The organism is Actinoplanes sp. NPDC051851 (assembly GCF_040681165.1).
In the GTDB taxonomy this organism is placed as follows: Bacteria; Actinomycetota; Actinomycetes; order Mycobacteriales; family Micromonosporaceae; genus Actinoplanes.
Genome location: NZ_JBFAYF010000051.1, coordinates 1 through 14,195, shown reverse-complemented (window position 1 = coordinate 14,195; position 14,195 = coordinate 1). Strand labels below are relative to the sequence as shown.

Genomic DNA, 14,195 nt, shown 5'->3' with positions numbered 1-14,195 from the left:
CCGCAAACCCGGTAATCCTCACAACAGGGCGTGATCTGCCGAACAATGCGGCGTGAGGTCCGACGGGCGCGAAGAACTGCTGTACGACAGCGACCGTACCCGCGTCGCACGGATCCGCTCGGCGGACGGCGCGCGGGTCGTCCGCAAGCAGCCCCTGGGCTCCGGCGCCGCCGCCCGGCTCGGTAACGAGCTGGCGATCCTCCGCCACCTCGCCGGTGTCGACGGGATACCCCGCCTCGCGCCGGGCACCTGGCCCGAGGGCACCCTGGAGCTGGTCGACGCCGATTCCCGGACACTCGCCGAACGGCCCACTCCCTGGTCCACCGGCCCACTGATCGAGGTGGCCCACGCGCTGGCCGAGGTGCTCGCCGCCGTACACCGCAACGGGGTGATCCACCGCGACGTGAGCCCGGCGAACGTGCTGCTCGCCGAGGACGGCACGCCCACCCTGATCGACTTCGAGCTCGCCACCCTCTCCGCGCAGAACCGGTCGGCCGACGTCCCCGAGGACGGTCTGGCCGGCACCCTGCCGTACCTCGCGCCGGAGCAGACCGGGCGCACCGGCCGCCCGGTCGACCACCGCGCCGACCTGTACGCCCTCGGCGCCACCCTCTACGAACTGGCCACCGGCGATCCGCCGTTCGGCCGGGACCGCGACCCGCTCGGCCTGATCCACGATCACCTGGCCAAGGTCCCGGTGCCGCCCGGTGAGGTGAACCCCGAGGTACCGGCGGTCCTCTCCGAGATCATCATGCGGCTGCTGCGGAAGGAGCCGGACCAGCGCTACCAGAGCGGCGAGGGCCTCGCGTACGACCTGGCCCTGCTCCACGACTGCCACCTGCACGGGCTGGCGGCCGTCTTCACGCTCGGCGCCCGGGACTTTCCGATCCGGCTCGCCCCGCCGGCCCGGCTGATCGGCCGGGACGCCCCGATGGCCGCGCTGCACGGGCTACTCGCCGAGGTGACCGGCGGCCGCAGCGCGCTCGCCATGATCACCGGCCCGTCCGGGGTCGGCAAGACCGCGCTCGTCGACCGGTTGCGCCCGGCGGTGGCCGCCGCCGGTGGCCGCTTCGTCACCGGCAAGTTCGACCAGTACCGCCACGACCTGGGCGGCGACGCCATCCGCGAAGCCTTCGACCAGCTCGGCACCCAGCTGCTCGCCGAGCCCGACGAGGTGGTGACCGTGCTGCGGGCCCGCCTGCGGGAGGCGCTCGGCCCGGACGCCGGCCTCATCGCGTACATGATGCCGCCGGTGCAGGCGCTGCTCGACGTCCCGGCCGAGCAGCCGGAGGACGAGGAGCCCCGGGTGGTCTTCGCCCGGGTCCGGCACGCCGGCCTGACGCTGCTGCGCACAGTGGCGACCGTGGCCAGCCCGGTGGTCTTCTTCGTCGACGACCTCCAGTGGGCCTCCGGTCCGGCGTTCGCCTTCTTCGACGACCTGCTGGGCCGCGGCGACCTGCCCGGCCTGCTGGTGCTCGGCGCGTACCGGGAGGAGGAGGTCGACGAGACGCACCCGCTCAGCTCGGTGCTGGCCCGCCTGCGCCGGGACCGCGGCGAGGCCGCCGAGGTACGGCTGGCCAACCTCGGCCCCGAGCACCTGGAGGTGCTCGCCGCCGAGATGCTGCGGCTGCCGGTCGAGCGGGCCGCGCCGCTGGCCCGGGTGCTGGCCGAGCGGACCGGCGGTAACCCGTTCGACACGGTGGAGCTGATCAACGCGCTGCGCCGGGAGACCGTCCTGGTGCCGGAGGGCGCCGGGTGGCGCTGGGACGAGTCGGCGGTCCGCCGCTTCGTCGGGCACGGCGACGTGGTCGGCCTGATCAGCGCCCGGATCGAGGCGCTGCCCGAGGACACCCGGGAACTGGTCGGGCTGATCGCCTGCCTGGGCAGCGAGGTCGACCTGAGCATGCTGCGGGTGGCCTCCGGCTGGACCGACGCCGAGATACACACCGCGCTGCTGCCGGCCGCCGACGACGGGCTGCTCTCGATCGCCCCGACCGCGGTCTGCTTCCGGCACGACCGGGTGCACCAGGCGGCGTACGGCCGGCTGGAACCGGCGGCCCGGACCCGGGTCAGCCTGGTGGTGGCCCGGCGGCTGGCCGCCGACCCGGAGTTCGCCGTCGCCGCGGCGCCGCTCTACCTGACCGCGGTGGATCTGCTGGCCGAGCCGGGCGCCACCGCGCCGGGTGAGCGCCTGGTCGGCGCGTCCTCGCTGCGCAAGGCCGCGGCCGCGGCCCGCCTGGTCGCCAATCACGTGGCGGGCGAGCTCTATCTCGCGGCCACGCTGCGGGTGCTGGGTCCCACCGATTTCGGGTACGACGAGGTCCGCGCCGAGTGGCACGCGGCCCTGTGCGGGCTGGGCCGGTTCGACGAGGCCGACGCCGTGTTCGCCGATCTGTCCGCGGGCGATCACGACGCGCTCTGGCTCGCCGGCCCGCTCACCGCGCACATCGGCGGCCTGGCCAAGCGGGGCCGGTTCGCCGAGGCGATCACCCTCGGGCTGGACATGATGACCCGTCTCGGCGTCGACGTGCCCGCCCCGCCGGAGATGGGCCCGCGGATCGGTGCCGGGATGGGGATCTTCTACCGCTGGCTCGCCACCTCGGCCGAGGGGCGGGAGCACACCGAGCTGACCGACCCGACGATGGGCGCGGTCACCCAGGTCATCAAGTCGCTGATGCCGGTCACCTTCCTCTCCGACAAGCAGACCATGGCGTGGCTGGTGGTGCACGCCGCCGGGATGTGGGCCGAGCAGGGCATCTCCGCCGTGATGACCGGCATCGTCGGGAACCTCGGCCTGATCACCATCGCCGGCGGTGGTGCGCACGGTGCCGCGTACCAGGCCGTCCGGGAAGTACTGGCGACCGGCGAGAAGTACGGGTACGAACCGGAGACCTCGCTCGTCAAGTTCCTGCACTCGCTCGGCACGATCTACTGGTTCGAGCCGCTGGAGACGTCGATCCGGCAGGTGCACGAGGCGCGCGACGGGCTGCTCCGGGCCGGGGACACGTACACGGCGCTCTACACGTTCTTCGCCTCGGTGCCGCAGACCCTGGACTCCGGCGATCTGGAGGCCTTCGACCAGGAGGCCCGGGCCGGGGCGGCGTTCTGCGAGCGGACCGGCGCCGGCTACGACGCCGCGGTCTTCGGCAGCGCCCAGCGGCTGGTCCGGGCCATGCACGGCGAGTTCGCCCGGCCGGGCACGCTCGGCGACACGGACTTCGACGAGGACGCGTACCTGGAGGAGATCTCCCGCAACGAGCCGGCCATCGTGTACTTCTCGGTGTGGCGGGCGCTGGCGGCCGCCGTCTACGGCGACGGCGACGGACTGGACCGGCACATCAGCCGGGCGATACCGATACTGCCGGTGCTGCCCGGCGCGTACACGCATGCTCCGGCGCACCTGCTGGCCGCGCTGGGCGCCGCCGGCCGGGCCCGTGGCCGTACCGGCGCCGAACGGGAGGCGGCCCTCGCCGACCTGGACCGCAGCCGGGACTTCCTGGCCGCCCGGGCCGCCGACCAGCCGGGCAACTTCCGGCACATGCACCGGTTCACCGAGGCGCTCCGGGCCGCCGCGCACGACGACTTCGCCGCCGCGGCCGCCGCGTTCGACGCCGCGATGGCCGACGCGACCAGCGCCGGGCGGGCCTGGCACGTCCCGCTGATCACCGAGCGGGCGGCCGCGTTCTACCTGGACAACGGGCTCGACCACGTCGGCAACCGGCTGCTCGCCGAGGCGCTCGCCGGGTACGCGCGCTGGGGCGCCACCGGCAAGGTGCACGACCTGAAGCGCACCCACCCCGCGCTCGCCGCCACGCTGGCCGGGGTCTCCGCGCCCCGGGCCACCACGGTCGGCGGCAACCACAGCATCAACCTCAGCACCGAGGTGATCGACCTGATGGCGGTGCTGGAGGCGGCCCGGGCGCTGAGCTCCGAGAAGAAGCTCGACGACCTGCGGGTACGCGTCCAGCACGTGCTCAGCCAGATGACCGGGGCGACCGCGGTGCACGTGGTGCTCTGGGACGAGCGGGCCGCGGTCTGGGTGCTGCCCGGCGACGCCGGCCGGCCGGAGCTGGACGTGGCCGAGGCGGCGCGCCAGGGACTGCTGCCGCTCACCGCGATCCGGTACGCCGAGCGCACCCGCGAGCCGATGCTGGTCGACGACGTGTCGCTGGACGACCGAGTGGCGCGGGACCCGTACGTGGCCTGGCTGGAGCACTGCTCGCTGCTGGTCGTCCCGGTGATCAGCCAGGGTCAGCCCCGGGCCATCCTGCTGCTGGAGAACCGGCTGACCCGCCGGGCGTTCTCGGTCAGCCGGCTTGACGCGGTCCAGCTGATCGCCGGGCAGCTCACCGTCTCGCTGGAGAACGCCCAGGTCTACGCGAACCTGGAGCGGACCGTCGCGGAGCGTACCGAGGAGCTGAACGAGGCGAACCACCGCCTGGAGATGCTCACCGTCACCGACCCGCTGACCGGGCTGCCGAACCGCCGCAAGCTCACCTCGTTCCTGGAGACCGAGTGGCTGCGCTCGATCCGCTCGAACGACCCGATCGGCCTCGCGATGATCGACATCGACAACTTCAAGAAGTACAACGACCACTACGGCCACCAGGGCGGCGACGAGTGCCTCAAACTGGTCGCCGAGTCCCTGCGCAACAGCGTCCGGGTCACCGACCTGGTCGCGAGGTACGGCGGCGAGGAGTTCTGCATCGTGATGCCGGGCGCCACCCAGGAGAACGCGATGATCGTGGCGGAGCGGGCCTGCCGCGCGGTCGCCGCCATGGAGGAACCGCACCAGCTGACGGAGACCGGCATCGTCACCATCAGCGTCGGCGTCACCTCCGGCTCGCCGAGCACCGCGGCCGGTCCGGATCAGCTGACGAAACTCGCCGACGAGGCCCTATACCAGGCCAAACGCGGCGGCCGTAACCGGGTCGTGGGCGGCTGATCACGATGGCCAGAACGCCGCGCCCCGCGCGAGAGCAGGACGGCACCCGGTTGCGCCGCACCCGGCGGTGGATGGTGGGCCTGCTGGTCGCCACGCTTGCGCTCCTCTCCGGGTACGCCCTGCTCGACAGCCGCCGGCACGGGCAGATCGTCGACGACATCGTGCGCGCCGGACAGCAGGTCTCCGCGTACCAGCAGGCCGCCTACCTCTCGGCCTGGGAGATGACGCTGATCGAGGCGACCGCGAACAACCCGGCCGGCACGGAACGGCGGCAGGTGCTCGCCGTGGACGAGCAGGCGTACCAGGCGACCGTGCGCATCGCCGCCATCGACGGCGAGAAGGCCGACGCGATCGAGGTGGGCCTGATCGCCCAGCGGCAGATGAACCTGCGGCAGGCGATCGTCTGGTACCTGTCGCTGCTGGACCGCGGCGAGCACGCCAAGGCCGTGGCCACGCTGGAGACCGACATCGAACCGGCGTACCGGCGGAACATGGCCCGGCTCCTGGAGCTCCGCGACGAGCACCAGGAGTACTACACCGCCCAGCAGGCCGCCGCCCAGCACGACTCGCGCCGGCTCTTCTGGGGCAGCGTGATCAGTTTCGTCCTGAGCCTGATCGTCCTGACCCTCTTCGCCCTGAACGTCCGTGCCCACCGCCGCCAGGTCGAGCGGATGGCCGCCACCGACACGCTCACCGGGCTGCCGAACCGGGCCGCGTTCACCGCGCACACCCAGCTCGCGCTGACCGCCACCCCGAGCGCCCGCAGCTCCCCCGGCATCACCGTGCTCACCGTCAACATCAACGGCTTCCGCCACGTCAACGACCAGCTCGGCCCGCACATGGGCGACCGCCTGCTGGCCGAGGCGGGCTGGCGCCTGGCCGGCGTGGTCCGCGACACCGACCTGGTCGCCCGGATCGGCGGCGACGAGTTCGCCATCCTGCTGCGCGACATCGACACCGAACGCGCCGAACGGGTCGCCGACCGCCTGTGCGAGGCCTTCGACCAGCCGTTCCAGCTCGACGACATCACCGTCGACCTGGAGATCAGCATCGGCGCCGCCACCGCCGCGCCGGACGACGACGTCAGCACCCTGCTCGGCCACGCCGACAGCGCCATGCACGACGCCAAACAGCAGCACGAGGGCTTCCGCCGGTTCAGCCCGCACACCGGCGTCGACACCACCACCCGCCTCTCCCTCCTCGGCGACCTGCGCCGCGGCCTCGGCGACGCCGACCAGTTCACCCTCCACTACCAGCCCAAGGTCCGCCTCGCCGACGAGTCGATCGCCGGTGTCGAGGCCCTGGCCCGCTGGCACCACCCGACCAAGGGCCCGATCTCCCCCGGCATGTTCGTCCCGGTCCTGGAGACGACCAGCCTGATCCACCCGTTCACCGAGCGCGTCCTGACCATCGCCCTTCAGCAGGCCCGCGACTGGCTGGACGCCGGCCACCGCGTCCCGGTCGCGGTGAACGTCTCCACCCGCAGCCTGCTCGACGAGTCCTTCCCCACCCGCCTGGCCACGCTGCTGGAGTCGGCCGGTGTCCCCGGCGACCTGCTCTGCATCGAGATCACCGAGCACACCGTGATGTCCGACCCGAGCACCACCATCGACGCACTGCACCGCGTCCGCGACCTGGGCGTCAAGACCTCCATCGACGACTTCGGCACGGGCTACTCGTCCCTGACGTACCTGAAGCTCCTCCCGGTCGACGAACTGAAGATCGACCGCTCCTTCGTCGCCGACATGGTGACCGACCCGAGCAGTCACGCCCTGGTCGCCTCCGCGGTCGACCTGGCCCACAACCTGGGCCTGCGGGTGGTCGCCGAGGGCGTCGAGGACGCCGAGACCGCCGAGGCCCTGGCGAAGCTCAACTGCGACACGGCCCAGGGCTACCACTTCGCCCGCCCCCTCCCGGCCCCCGAACTGACCGAGAAGCACCTGAACCGCCGCCCCCTCCCCGCCTGACGCCATCCGCCTTTCGCCTTCCGATAAATAGGCGCATAATCGGAAGTCAAACGGGCGGGGAGGACGTCATGACAGTCGCGACCGAAGAGACCCGGGTGCTCCACCTCTTCCAGCGGGTCGCGAGCCTGGAGGCGGTGGCGCACGCTGACAACCTCCGCGGCGAACAGCGGCGCGACATCCTCGACGCGGTGCGGCAGGCCGTCCGGGAGTGCGAGCCGGTCCGGATCACCATCGCCGCCCAGCTGCTCAACCTCAGCCGGAAGACCGTCGAGGCCTGGGTGAGGGAGGGCCTGCTCACCGTCGCCGCCGGCAACCACAAGCGCCTCGTTCTCGACCCGGAGCGCCTGCACGAGGTGCTGCACCTCGTGCGCGATCTGCGCTCCCGGGGCCGCGACCGCAACCTGATCGAGGCCGTCTGGTACCGCCTCAACGACCAGGCCTTGACCGATCGCGAGGATTTCACCGAGAGCATCGAGCAGATGCAACGTGGCGAAGGACGCATCGTCCGATCGGGTGAAGCACCCTGATCAAGGTGAAAGCACGGACCTAGCATGATCCGGTGCGTACCCGGGTCACCGAGACTCCCCGTGCCTCGCAACAGGTGGAAGGCCTGCGGAGGAAGGACAGAACGAGCTACGAGCAGTTCCTCGACATGCTCGAGGCTCAGGGCTGCGCGGCACTCGGATATCGACTGACCGGCGACCTCCCGATCGACCACCTCTGCGTGAAGCACCTGACCGGACGGCTGCGGGTCGTCGTGGGCTTCGAGGCGCCGGGCAGGGCCTGGGTGCTCCTCATCGGCCTACACGAGCGGAAAGATCCGGGCGTCGACGTGTACGCCGAGCTCTACCGGCTCGCCGAGCTGGACGACGTGCCCGAGGGTGAGCGCACCAAGCCGAGTTGCTGCGACCCCGACGGCGTGGCCCCGTTCGCCGCACCCGAGGTCACCGAGCTGGTGGACCGGGCACGCCGACTCCGGCGCGGACGGCGGTGACGGTCAGCCGAGGTGCTGGGCGAGGACCTGGCCGGGCCAGTCGGTGCCGGGCTGGGGGACCGTGAAGGTCTCGGTCGGGGTGAAGCCCTGGGTCTCGTAGTAGTGGACCAGGGCCTGACGGCCGCCGGCGTAGCAGTCGACGCGGATCAGGCCGACGCCGGTGGAGCGGGCGAGTCGGCGGGCGTGGGTGAGCAGCCGCCCGCCCAGGCCCCGGCCGGCGTGATCGCGGTCGGTCACCAGCAGGACGATGTACAGCTCGGCCTCCGGGGGCGGGGAGACGTAGTCCGGGGCCGAACCCATCCCGAGCGCGCCCACCACCCGCTCCTCGCGGACCGCCAGGTGCAGGCCGCCCGCGGTGGCGATCTCGGTGATCAGAGTGGTCAGCCGGGGATTCCCGGAGAGCGGCGAACTGCCCCACTGGCCCGCCAGGCCCCGGGCCGTCAACCAGCGGACCGCGCCGTCCAGCAGGGACATCACCGCCGGCACGTCGACCGGGTCGCCGCGGCGGATGTCCGTCCACTCTGAACTGTCGTGCATCCCGTCCATTCTCCGGGAGGCACGACCGTACGGGGAAATCAGCAGTTGCCGTCGATCTTCATGTCGTGGTCGGCGCGCAGGAGCTCGTTGGGGTCGTCGCCGGTGATGCCCTCGCCGTTGCCGAGCGGGGTCGGTGCGAGCAGGCCCTTCGCGATGGCGTCGCAGTCGATCAGGGCAGTGTACGACGTCGTCGAGTGGATCCACATGCCCCGGTCGGCGTCGCGCAGGTTGGTCGTGTCCGGAAAATCCCACTGGATCTCGTCGTGCACGGCGGCCACCGGGCTGGCGTTGAACTGGCCGATGAACGCGTACACCCAGATGAAGTTGGTGGTGATCCGGATCAGCCGGCGGCCATCGTCATCGGTGGCCGACGCGACCGTGACCACGCCGCTGACCCGGGGTTTCTCGGCGGGGTCGAGCTGGACGGAGCGATCGATCCAGGTCGCCACACCGGTGAAGTCGGCGCCCTCGAACCACTTCGCCACCCGCTGGCGCTCGGTCGGCGAGAGGGTCTTCAGGAAGGTGTCCGGCTTGTGCGCGGTCAGCATGTCGTCGTCGAGACGGCCGGCGATCAGCGCGGACCGGACCGTGCCGAGCGCGCTCTCCACCTGCGCGGCGGTGAAACCCTGGACCGCGGCCGGCTCCGGCATGACGATCCCGGCCTCGCCGACCGGGTAGGCGGCGGCGGGCGTGCCGTGGAAGGGGCCGGCGACCGCGGGCTCCTCGGAGACGGCGACCGTCGGCGCGGCCTCCGGCGAGGCGTCCTCCAGCATCGAGTGCACCAGCGGTACGGCCATCGCGAGCACCCCGGCGACGACCACGGTGACACCGAGGACGCGCAGCACGCGTCCCAGCGTGCCCCGCCGGCTCTCGCGCTGGACACGCCGCTCGGTCTCGGCGGCCCAGTCCTTGAGCGCCTCGAACGGATCTGTCTCGTCGTGCTGCTCCATCGACGACAGTATGGCGCGCTAGGCGATCTTGAGAAACCCCGGCCATAGCTTAGTTGTAACCAAAGACCGCTTTCGATCAGCCGCATCGACATGGAAGGGTGCAGTGAGTCCGATCACCTCGGTGGACCAGGCAAATGTCGCCCCCCGGACTCCTCACGTATGCCTGCCATCCACTCGGCACTTTCATGATCCACCAGCGCATGCCGATTACGGGCAGCGCAGAAGGAGGAACACAGTGCGTACGCTCACCCGCTCGGTCGCCACGGCCATGGCGGCCGTCACCATGACGGCCGTCGCCGCCTGCTCCCCGCCGGAGAAGGAGACCGAGGCGTCGACGAGCTCGGCCGCCACCGCGACCAGCGCCGCCGACCTGGGCGGCCTCGACGCCCTGATCGCCGCCGCCAAGAAGGAGGGGCAGCTCAACGTGATCGCGCTGCCCCCGGACTGGGCGAACTACGGCGCGATCATCAAGGCGTTCGGCGACAAGTACGGCATCAAGGTCGTCTCGGCCCAGCCGGACGGCTCCAGCCAGGACGAGATCAACGCGGCCGACCAGCTCAAGGGCCAGGACACCGCCCCGGACGTGTTCGACCTCGGCGGCTCGGTGGCCACCGCGAACACCGCGAAGTTCGCCCCGTACAAGGTCTCCACCTGGGGTGACATCGCGGACTCACAGAAGGAGTCCACCGGCCTCTACGTCAACGACTACGGCGGCTACATGTCGATCGGCTACGACAGCGCCAAGGTCCCGGCCCCGACCAGCGTCGCCGACCTGCTCAAGGCCGACTACAAGGGCAAGGTCGCGCTGAACGGCGACCCGACCCAGGCCGGTTCCGCGTTCGGCGGTGTCCAGGCGGTCTCGCTCGCCCAGGGCGGCACCGTCGACGACGTGACCAAGGGCGTCGACTTCTTCAAGCAGCTCAAGGCGGCCGGCAACTTCCTGCCGGTCGACCCGACCTCGGCCACCATCGAGTCGGGCCAGACCCCGGTCGTCTTCGACTGGGACTACCTGAACGCCGCCGAGTCGAAGAAGCTCACCACCTGGAAGGTCTTCGTCCCGGAGAACGCCGTCCTCGGCTCGTACTACAACCAGGCGATCAGCAAGGACGCGCCGCACCCGGCCGCCGCCCGGCTCTGGCAGGAGTACCTCTTCTCGGACGAGGGCCAGAACCTCTGGCTCGCCGGTGGTGCCCGCCCGGTCCGCGCCGACGCCATGGTGAAGGCCGGCACGATCGACAAGACCACCTACGACGCCCTCCCCGCCGTCACCGGCACCCCGGTCTTCCCGACCGAGGACCAGAGCGCCAAGGCCAAGGAGTACCTGGCCGCGAACTGGGCCAAGGCAATTGGCTGAGACGCTCGAGGCGACTCCGCAGCGCGTGGCCTCCCGGCCGCGCCTGCGGGGCGCCGCCCTGCTCGGCACGGTGCCGTTCTTCGCCTACGTGGCGATCTTCCTGATCATCCCGACCCTGGTCGTGCTGATCGGCGCCTTCACCGGCGACGGCGGCCACGGCTTCACCCTGGACAACGTCTCCGCTCTCGGTGACGAGTACATTCTCGCGGCCTTCGGCCGCAGCTTCCTCCTCTCGGCGGTCAGCGCACTCATCGGCGCCTTCTCAGGAGCACTTCTCGCGTACGCCGTGAGCACCGCGAAGCCCGAGGGCGCCCTGCGCCGCGCGGTCACCGCCGCGGCGGGTGTGCTCGCGCAGTTCGGCGGCGTCACCCTGGCCTTCGCGTTCCTGGCGACGATCGGGCTCTCCGGCTTCGTCACGGTCTGGCTGCACGACCACGCCGGGCTGGACATCTTCGCGAACGGCGTCTGGCTCTTCGAGATGCCGGGGCTGATCCTGGTCTACACGTACTTCCAGATCCCGCTCATGGTGATCGTGTTCCTGCCCGCGCTGGACGGCATCCGCCCACAGTGGCGCGAGGCCTCCGAGTCGCTCGGCGGCACCACCTGGCAGTACTGGACCCGGGTGGCCGGTCCGCTGCTCGCCCCGGCGTTCCTCGGTTCCGCCCTGCTGCTCTTCGCCAACGCCTTCTCCGCGTACGCGACCGCGGCCGCCCTGGTCAGCCAGGGCAGCCCGATCGTCCCGCTGCAGATCCGCGGCGCCCTGACCAGCGAGGTCGTCCTCGGCCAGGCGAACGTCGGCAAGGCGATGGCGCTCGGCATGGTCGTGATCGTCGCCGTGGTGATGTCGCTCTACACCCTCCTGCAGAAAAGGACCGCCAAGTGGCTGGGGTGATCGCCCGCCGGGCCCGCAAGCAGCGGGTGTTCCGCTGGGCCGTGCTGATCGTGCTCGGCGTCTTCTTCGCGCTGCCGCTCGCCGCGATGGTGGAGTTCAGCACCCGGGACGCGAAGACCTGGCCGATGCTGCTGCACTGGGGTGAGCTGACCGAGGCGTACCCGGACCTCGCCGACGGCATCGTGGCCTCGCTGGAGCAGGCGGCCCTGACCGCGCTGCTGATGCTGGTCCTGCTGGTGCCGACCGCGATCTGGGTACGCCTGCGCCTGCCCCGGGTACGCCGGCTCGTCGAGTTCCTCTGCCTGCTCCCGCTGACCATCCCGGCGATCGTGCTGGTGGTCGGCCTGGCACCGGTCTACGCCTGGGTCACCTACTTCCTCGGCGGCTCCTCGCTCACCCTGGTCTTCGCGTACACGGTGCTGGTCCTGCCGTACGCGTACCGCGCCATCGACGCGGGCCTCTCGGCGATCGACGTGAAGACGCTCGCCGAGGCCGCCCGGAGCCTCGGGTCCGGCTGGTTCACCGTGATGTGGCGGGTGGTGCTGCCGAACATCCGGTCGGCGGTGCTCTCCGCCGCGTTCCTGACCGTGGCGCTGGTCCTCGGCGAGTTCACCATCGCGTCGCTGCTGCACCGCACCAACCTGCAGGTCGCCATCGAGTTCCTCGGCAAGAGCAGCGCCACCATGTCGGTCGCCGTCTCGCTCGCCGCCCTGGCGCTGGCCTTCGTCCTGCTCCTGGTGCTGTCCCTGTTCGGCTCGTCTCGGTTCCGTTTGAAAGGGAAGTCCTCATGACCGGCGTCGCCGTTCACCTCAAGGGGCTGCGCCGCACGTTCGGCACCGTCCACGCGCTCGACGACCTCGACCTCGAGATCGCGCCGGGCGAGTTCATCGCGCTGCTCGGGCCCTCCGGCTGCGGCAAGACCACCGCGCTCCGCGTGCTCGCCGGGCTGGAGGACGCGGACAGCGGTCAGGTCCTCGTCGACGGCAAGGACGTCACCCGGCTGCCCGCGAACCGGCGCGACATGGGCATGGTTTTCCAGGCGTACAGCCTCTTCCCGCACCTGACCGCGCTGCAGAACGTCGAGTTCGGCCTCGGGCTGCGCGGCCGCAAGCGCTCCGCCGGGCGCGCCGCCGAGATGCTGGAGCTCGTCGGGCTGGACTCGCACGCCACCCGCTACCCGAATCAGCTCTCCGGCGGCCAGCAGCAGCGGGTCGCGCTGGCCCGCGCGCTCGCCATCGAGCCGACCGTGCTGCTGCTCGACGAGCCGCTCTCCGCCCTGGACGCCAAGGTACGGGTGCAGCTGCGCGACGAGATCCGCCGGATCCAGACCGAGGTCGGCACCACCACGCTCTTCGTCACCCACGACCAGGAGGAGGCCCTCGCGGTCGCCGACCGGGTCGGCGTGATGAAGGACGGGAAGCTGGAGCAGCTGGCCGAGCCGTCCGAGGTCTACCTGCGCCCGGCGACCGCGTTCGTCGCCGACTTCGTGGGCCTCAGCAACCGGCTGCCCGGCACGGTTTCGGGAGATCTCATCGAGGTGCTCGGCGCCCGGCTGCCGCTGGTCGGCGAGCACCGCGCCGGGGAGGCCACCGCTCTGGTCCGGCCCGAGTCGATCGGGGTCGTCCCGGACGCCGAGGGCACCGGCCGGGTGGTCACGAGCAGCTTCCTCGGACCGACCAGCCGGGTCACCGTGGCCGTGGGAGAACTGCTGGTGGTCGCGCAGGTGGCGGGCGGCGAGCTACCGTCCCTGACCCCCGGTACGGCGGTCCGGTTGGATCTCCGTCCTGTCCCGGTTGCCGTCCAGTGACGTTTTCTGGGGCTTGACCGGGGCGTATCCACGTCTACCGTTATCCCTATGGACACGGGTCTGGGCGACACGGAGTTCATCCATACTGCCCTCGTCTTGGCGTACACCGCCGAGCCGAGCGAACCTGTGCACGTCCAGCACGCCATCGACGAGATCTACCGCCTGCTTCACGAGGCTCCGGTGGGACACCCGGACCTCGTGATCGGGTGGGGCGTCCTCTTCGACCTGCTGCAGGAGCGCGCCGAGCGGACGAACGCCCCGGCCGACTGGGACGCGGCCGTGGACGCGGCCGGCTGCATGGTCCTGGTCTCCGACCCGGGCACCGAACTCGCCGTCCGGGCGTGGCGCCGCCAGTGGCAGGCCCTGCTGCTCCGCCACCAGATCACCCGCGACCCGGAGGACCTGCGCAACGCCGCCGCGGCCGCCGACTCCCTGGCCACCGCGGCCGCCGCCGTCCCCGCCCCCCTGCACCAGTCCCGCCCCCGCCGCCTGTGGCGCTGCGACTGACCGTCCCCGCCGCCCATGGCGCTGCGCCCGACCGTCCCCGCCGCCCGTGACGCTACGCCCGACCGTCCGCTCCCCTCCGGTGCCGCCGGGCGCCCCCTCCCGGTCCTGGCTGGCCCTCGCGGGTGCCCCCCTCCCGGCCTGGCTGGCCCTCACGGGTGACCCTGCTGGCTTATTCGGTGCTGGTGTCCGTTCGTGGGACTGGGTGGGTAGGTTGTGTGGTTATGTCGATGCAGCCGAAGCCG

General features: G+C 71.6%; 11 protein-coding genes. 9 read left to right on the top strand and 2 right to left on the bottom strand.

Annotated features, from left to right (window positions below):
* Nucleotides 1-52 precede the first annotated feature (52 nt).
* From AB0M08_RS35605 to AB0M08_RS35590, 4 genes are all read left to right on the top strand, one after another.
* The gene (locus AB0M08_RS35605) at nucleotides 53-4,945 is read left to right on the top strand and encodes a diguanylate cyclase (RefSeq protein ID WP_364503292.1); all 4,893 of its coding nucleotides are present in this window, start codon (nucleotides 53-55) and stop codon (nucleotides 4,943-4,945) included.
* Between the two features lie 5 nt (nucleotides 4,946-4,950).
* Nucleotides 4,951-6,912 (top strand): bifunctional diguanylate cyclase/phosphodiesterase, encoded by a 1,962-nt coding sequence (locus tag AB0M08_RS35600; RefSeq protein ID WP_364503289.1) that lies wholly within the window; start codon nucleotides 4,951-4,953, stop codon nucleotides 6,910-6,912.
* A 68-nt stretch (nucleotides 6,913-6,980) separates the two neighbouring features.
* Nucleotides 6,981-7,439: a MerR family transcriptional regulator gene (locus AB0M08_RS35595; RefSeq protein ID WP_364503286.1), complete on the top strand. Its 459-nt coding sequence runs from the start codon at nucleotides 6,981-6,983 to the stop codon at nucleotides 7,437-7,439.
* 32 nt (nucleotides 7,440-7,471) lie between these two features.
* On the top strand, nucleotides 7,472-7,906 hold the full coding sequence (locus AB0M08_RS35590) for a hypothetical protein (protein ID WP_364503283.1): 435 nt from the start codon (nucleotides 7,472-7,474) through the stop codon (nucleotides 7,904-7,906).
* Nucleotides 7,907-7,909: 3 nt separating this feature from the next.
* On the opposite strand, the gene AB0M08_RS35585 is transcribed toward AB0M08_RS35590, so the two are convergent.
* Both AB0M08_RS35585 and AB0M08_RS35580 read right to left on the bottom strand, forming a co-directional pair.
* Nucleotides 7,910-8,443, bottom strand: a complete 534-nt coding sequence (locus AB0M08_RS35585) for a GNAT family N-acetyltransferase (RefSeq protein WP_364503280.1) — start codon at nucleotides 8,441-8,443, stop codon at nucleotides 7,910-7,912.
* A gap of 38 nt (nucleotides 8,444-8,481) precedes the next feature.
* Nucleotides 8,482-9,393 (bottom strand): hypothetical protein, encoded by a 912-nt coding sequence (locus AB0M08_RS35580; protein ID WP_364503277.1) that lies wholly within the window; start codon nucleotides 9,391-9,393, stop codon nucleotides 8,482-8,484.
* 235 nt (nucleotides 9,394-9,628) lie between these two features.
* Between AB0M08_RS35580 and AB0M08_RS35575 the strand changes: the two genes are divergently transcribed.
* The 5 genes from AB0M08_RS35575 to AB0M08_RS35555 are packed head-to-tail and all read left to right on the top strand — an operon-like array spanning nucleotide 9,629 to nucleotide 13,953.
* The gene (locus AB0M08_RS35575; protein WP_364503274.1) at nucleotides 9,629-10,747 is read left to right on the top strand and encodes an ABC transporter substrate-binding protein; all 1,119 of its coding nucleotides are present in this window, start codon (nucleotides 9,629-9,631) and stop codon (nucleotides 10,745-10,747) included.
* The gene (locus AB0M08_RS35570; RefSeq protein WP_364503271.1) at nucleotides 10,740-11,639 is read left to right on the top strand and encodes an ABC transporter permease subunit; all 900 of its coding nucleotides are present in this window, start codon (nucleotides 10,740-10,742) and stop codon (nucleotides 11,637-11,639) included. The genes AB0M08_RS35575 and AB0M08_RS35570 overlap by 8 nt, the downstream gene beginning before the upstream one ends.
* A complete protein-coding gene (locus tag AB0M08_RS35565; RefSeq protein ID WP_364503268.1) occupies nucleotides 11,627-12,430 on the top strand; it encodes an ABC transporter permease subunit in 804 nt (267 codons plus the stop codon). Before AB0M08_RS35570 ends, AB0M08_RS35565 begins: the two co-directional genes overlap by 13 nt.
* Complete coding sequence (locus AB0M08_RS35560) at nucleotides 12,427-13,446, top strand: ABC transporter ATP-binding protein (protein ID WP_364503265.1); 1,020 nt, start codon at nucleotides 12,427-12,429, stop codon at nucleotides 13,444-13,446. Before AB0M08_RS35565 ends, AB0M08_RS35560 begins: the two co-directional genes overlap by 4 nt.
* A gap of 48 nt (nucleotides 13,447-13,494) precedes the next feature.
* A complete protein-coding gene (locus AB0M08_RS35555; protein WP_364503262.1) occupies nucleotides 13,495-13,953 on the top strand; it encodes a hypothetical protein in 459 nt (152 codons plus the stop codon).
* The last annotated feature ends 242 nt before the right edge of the window (nucleotides 13,954-14,195 follow it).

What these genes read in the sequence shown, in the direction of transcription:
- AB0M08_RS35600 (WP_364503289.1), top strand. Translation starts at nt 4,951, where the DNA reads ATGGCCAGAACGCCGCGCCCCGCGCGAGAGCAGGACGGCACCCGGTTG.
- AB0M08_RS35595 (WP_364503286.1), top strand. Translation starts at nt 6,981, where the DNA reads ATGACAGTCGCGACCGAAGAGACCCGGGTGCTCCACCTCTTCCAGCGG.
- AB0M08_RS35585 (WP_364503280.1), bottom strand. Translation starts at nt 8,443, where the DNA reads ATGCACGACAGTTCAGAGTGGACGGACATCCGCCGCGGCGACCCGGTC.
- AB0M08_RS35580 (WP_364503277.1), bottom strand. Translation starts at nt 9,393, where the DNA reads ATGGAGCAGCACGACGAGACAGATCCGTTCGAGGCGCTCAAGGACTGG.
- AB0M08_RS35560 (WP_364503265.1), top strand. Translation starts at nt 12,427, where the DNA reads ATGACCGGCGTCGCCGTTCACCTCAAGGGGCTGCGCCGCACGTTCGGC.
- AB0M08_RS35555 (WP_364503262.1), top strand. Translation starts at nt 13,495, where the DNA reads ATGGACACGGGTCTGGGCGACACGGAGTTCATCCATACTGCCCTCGTC.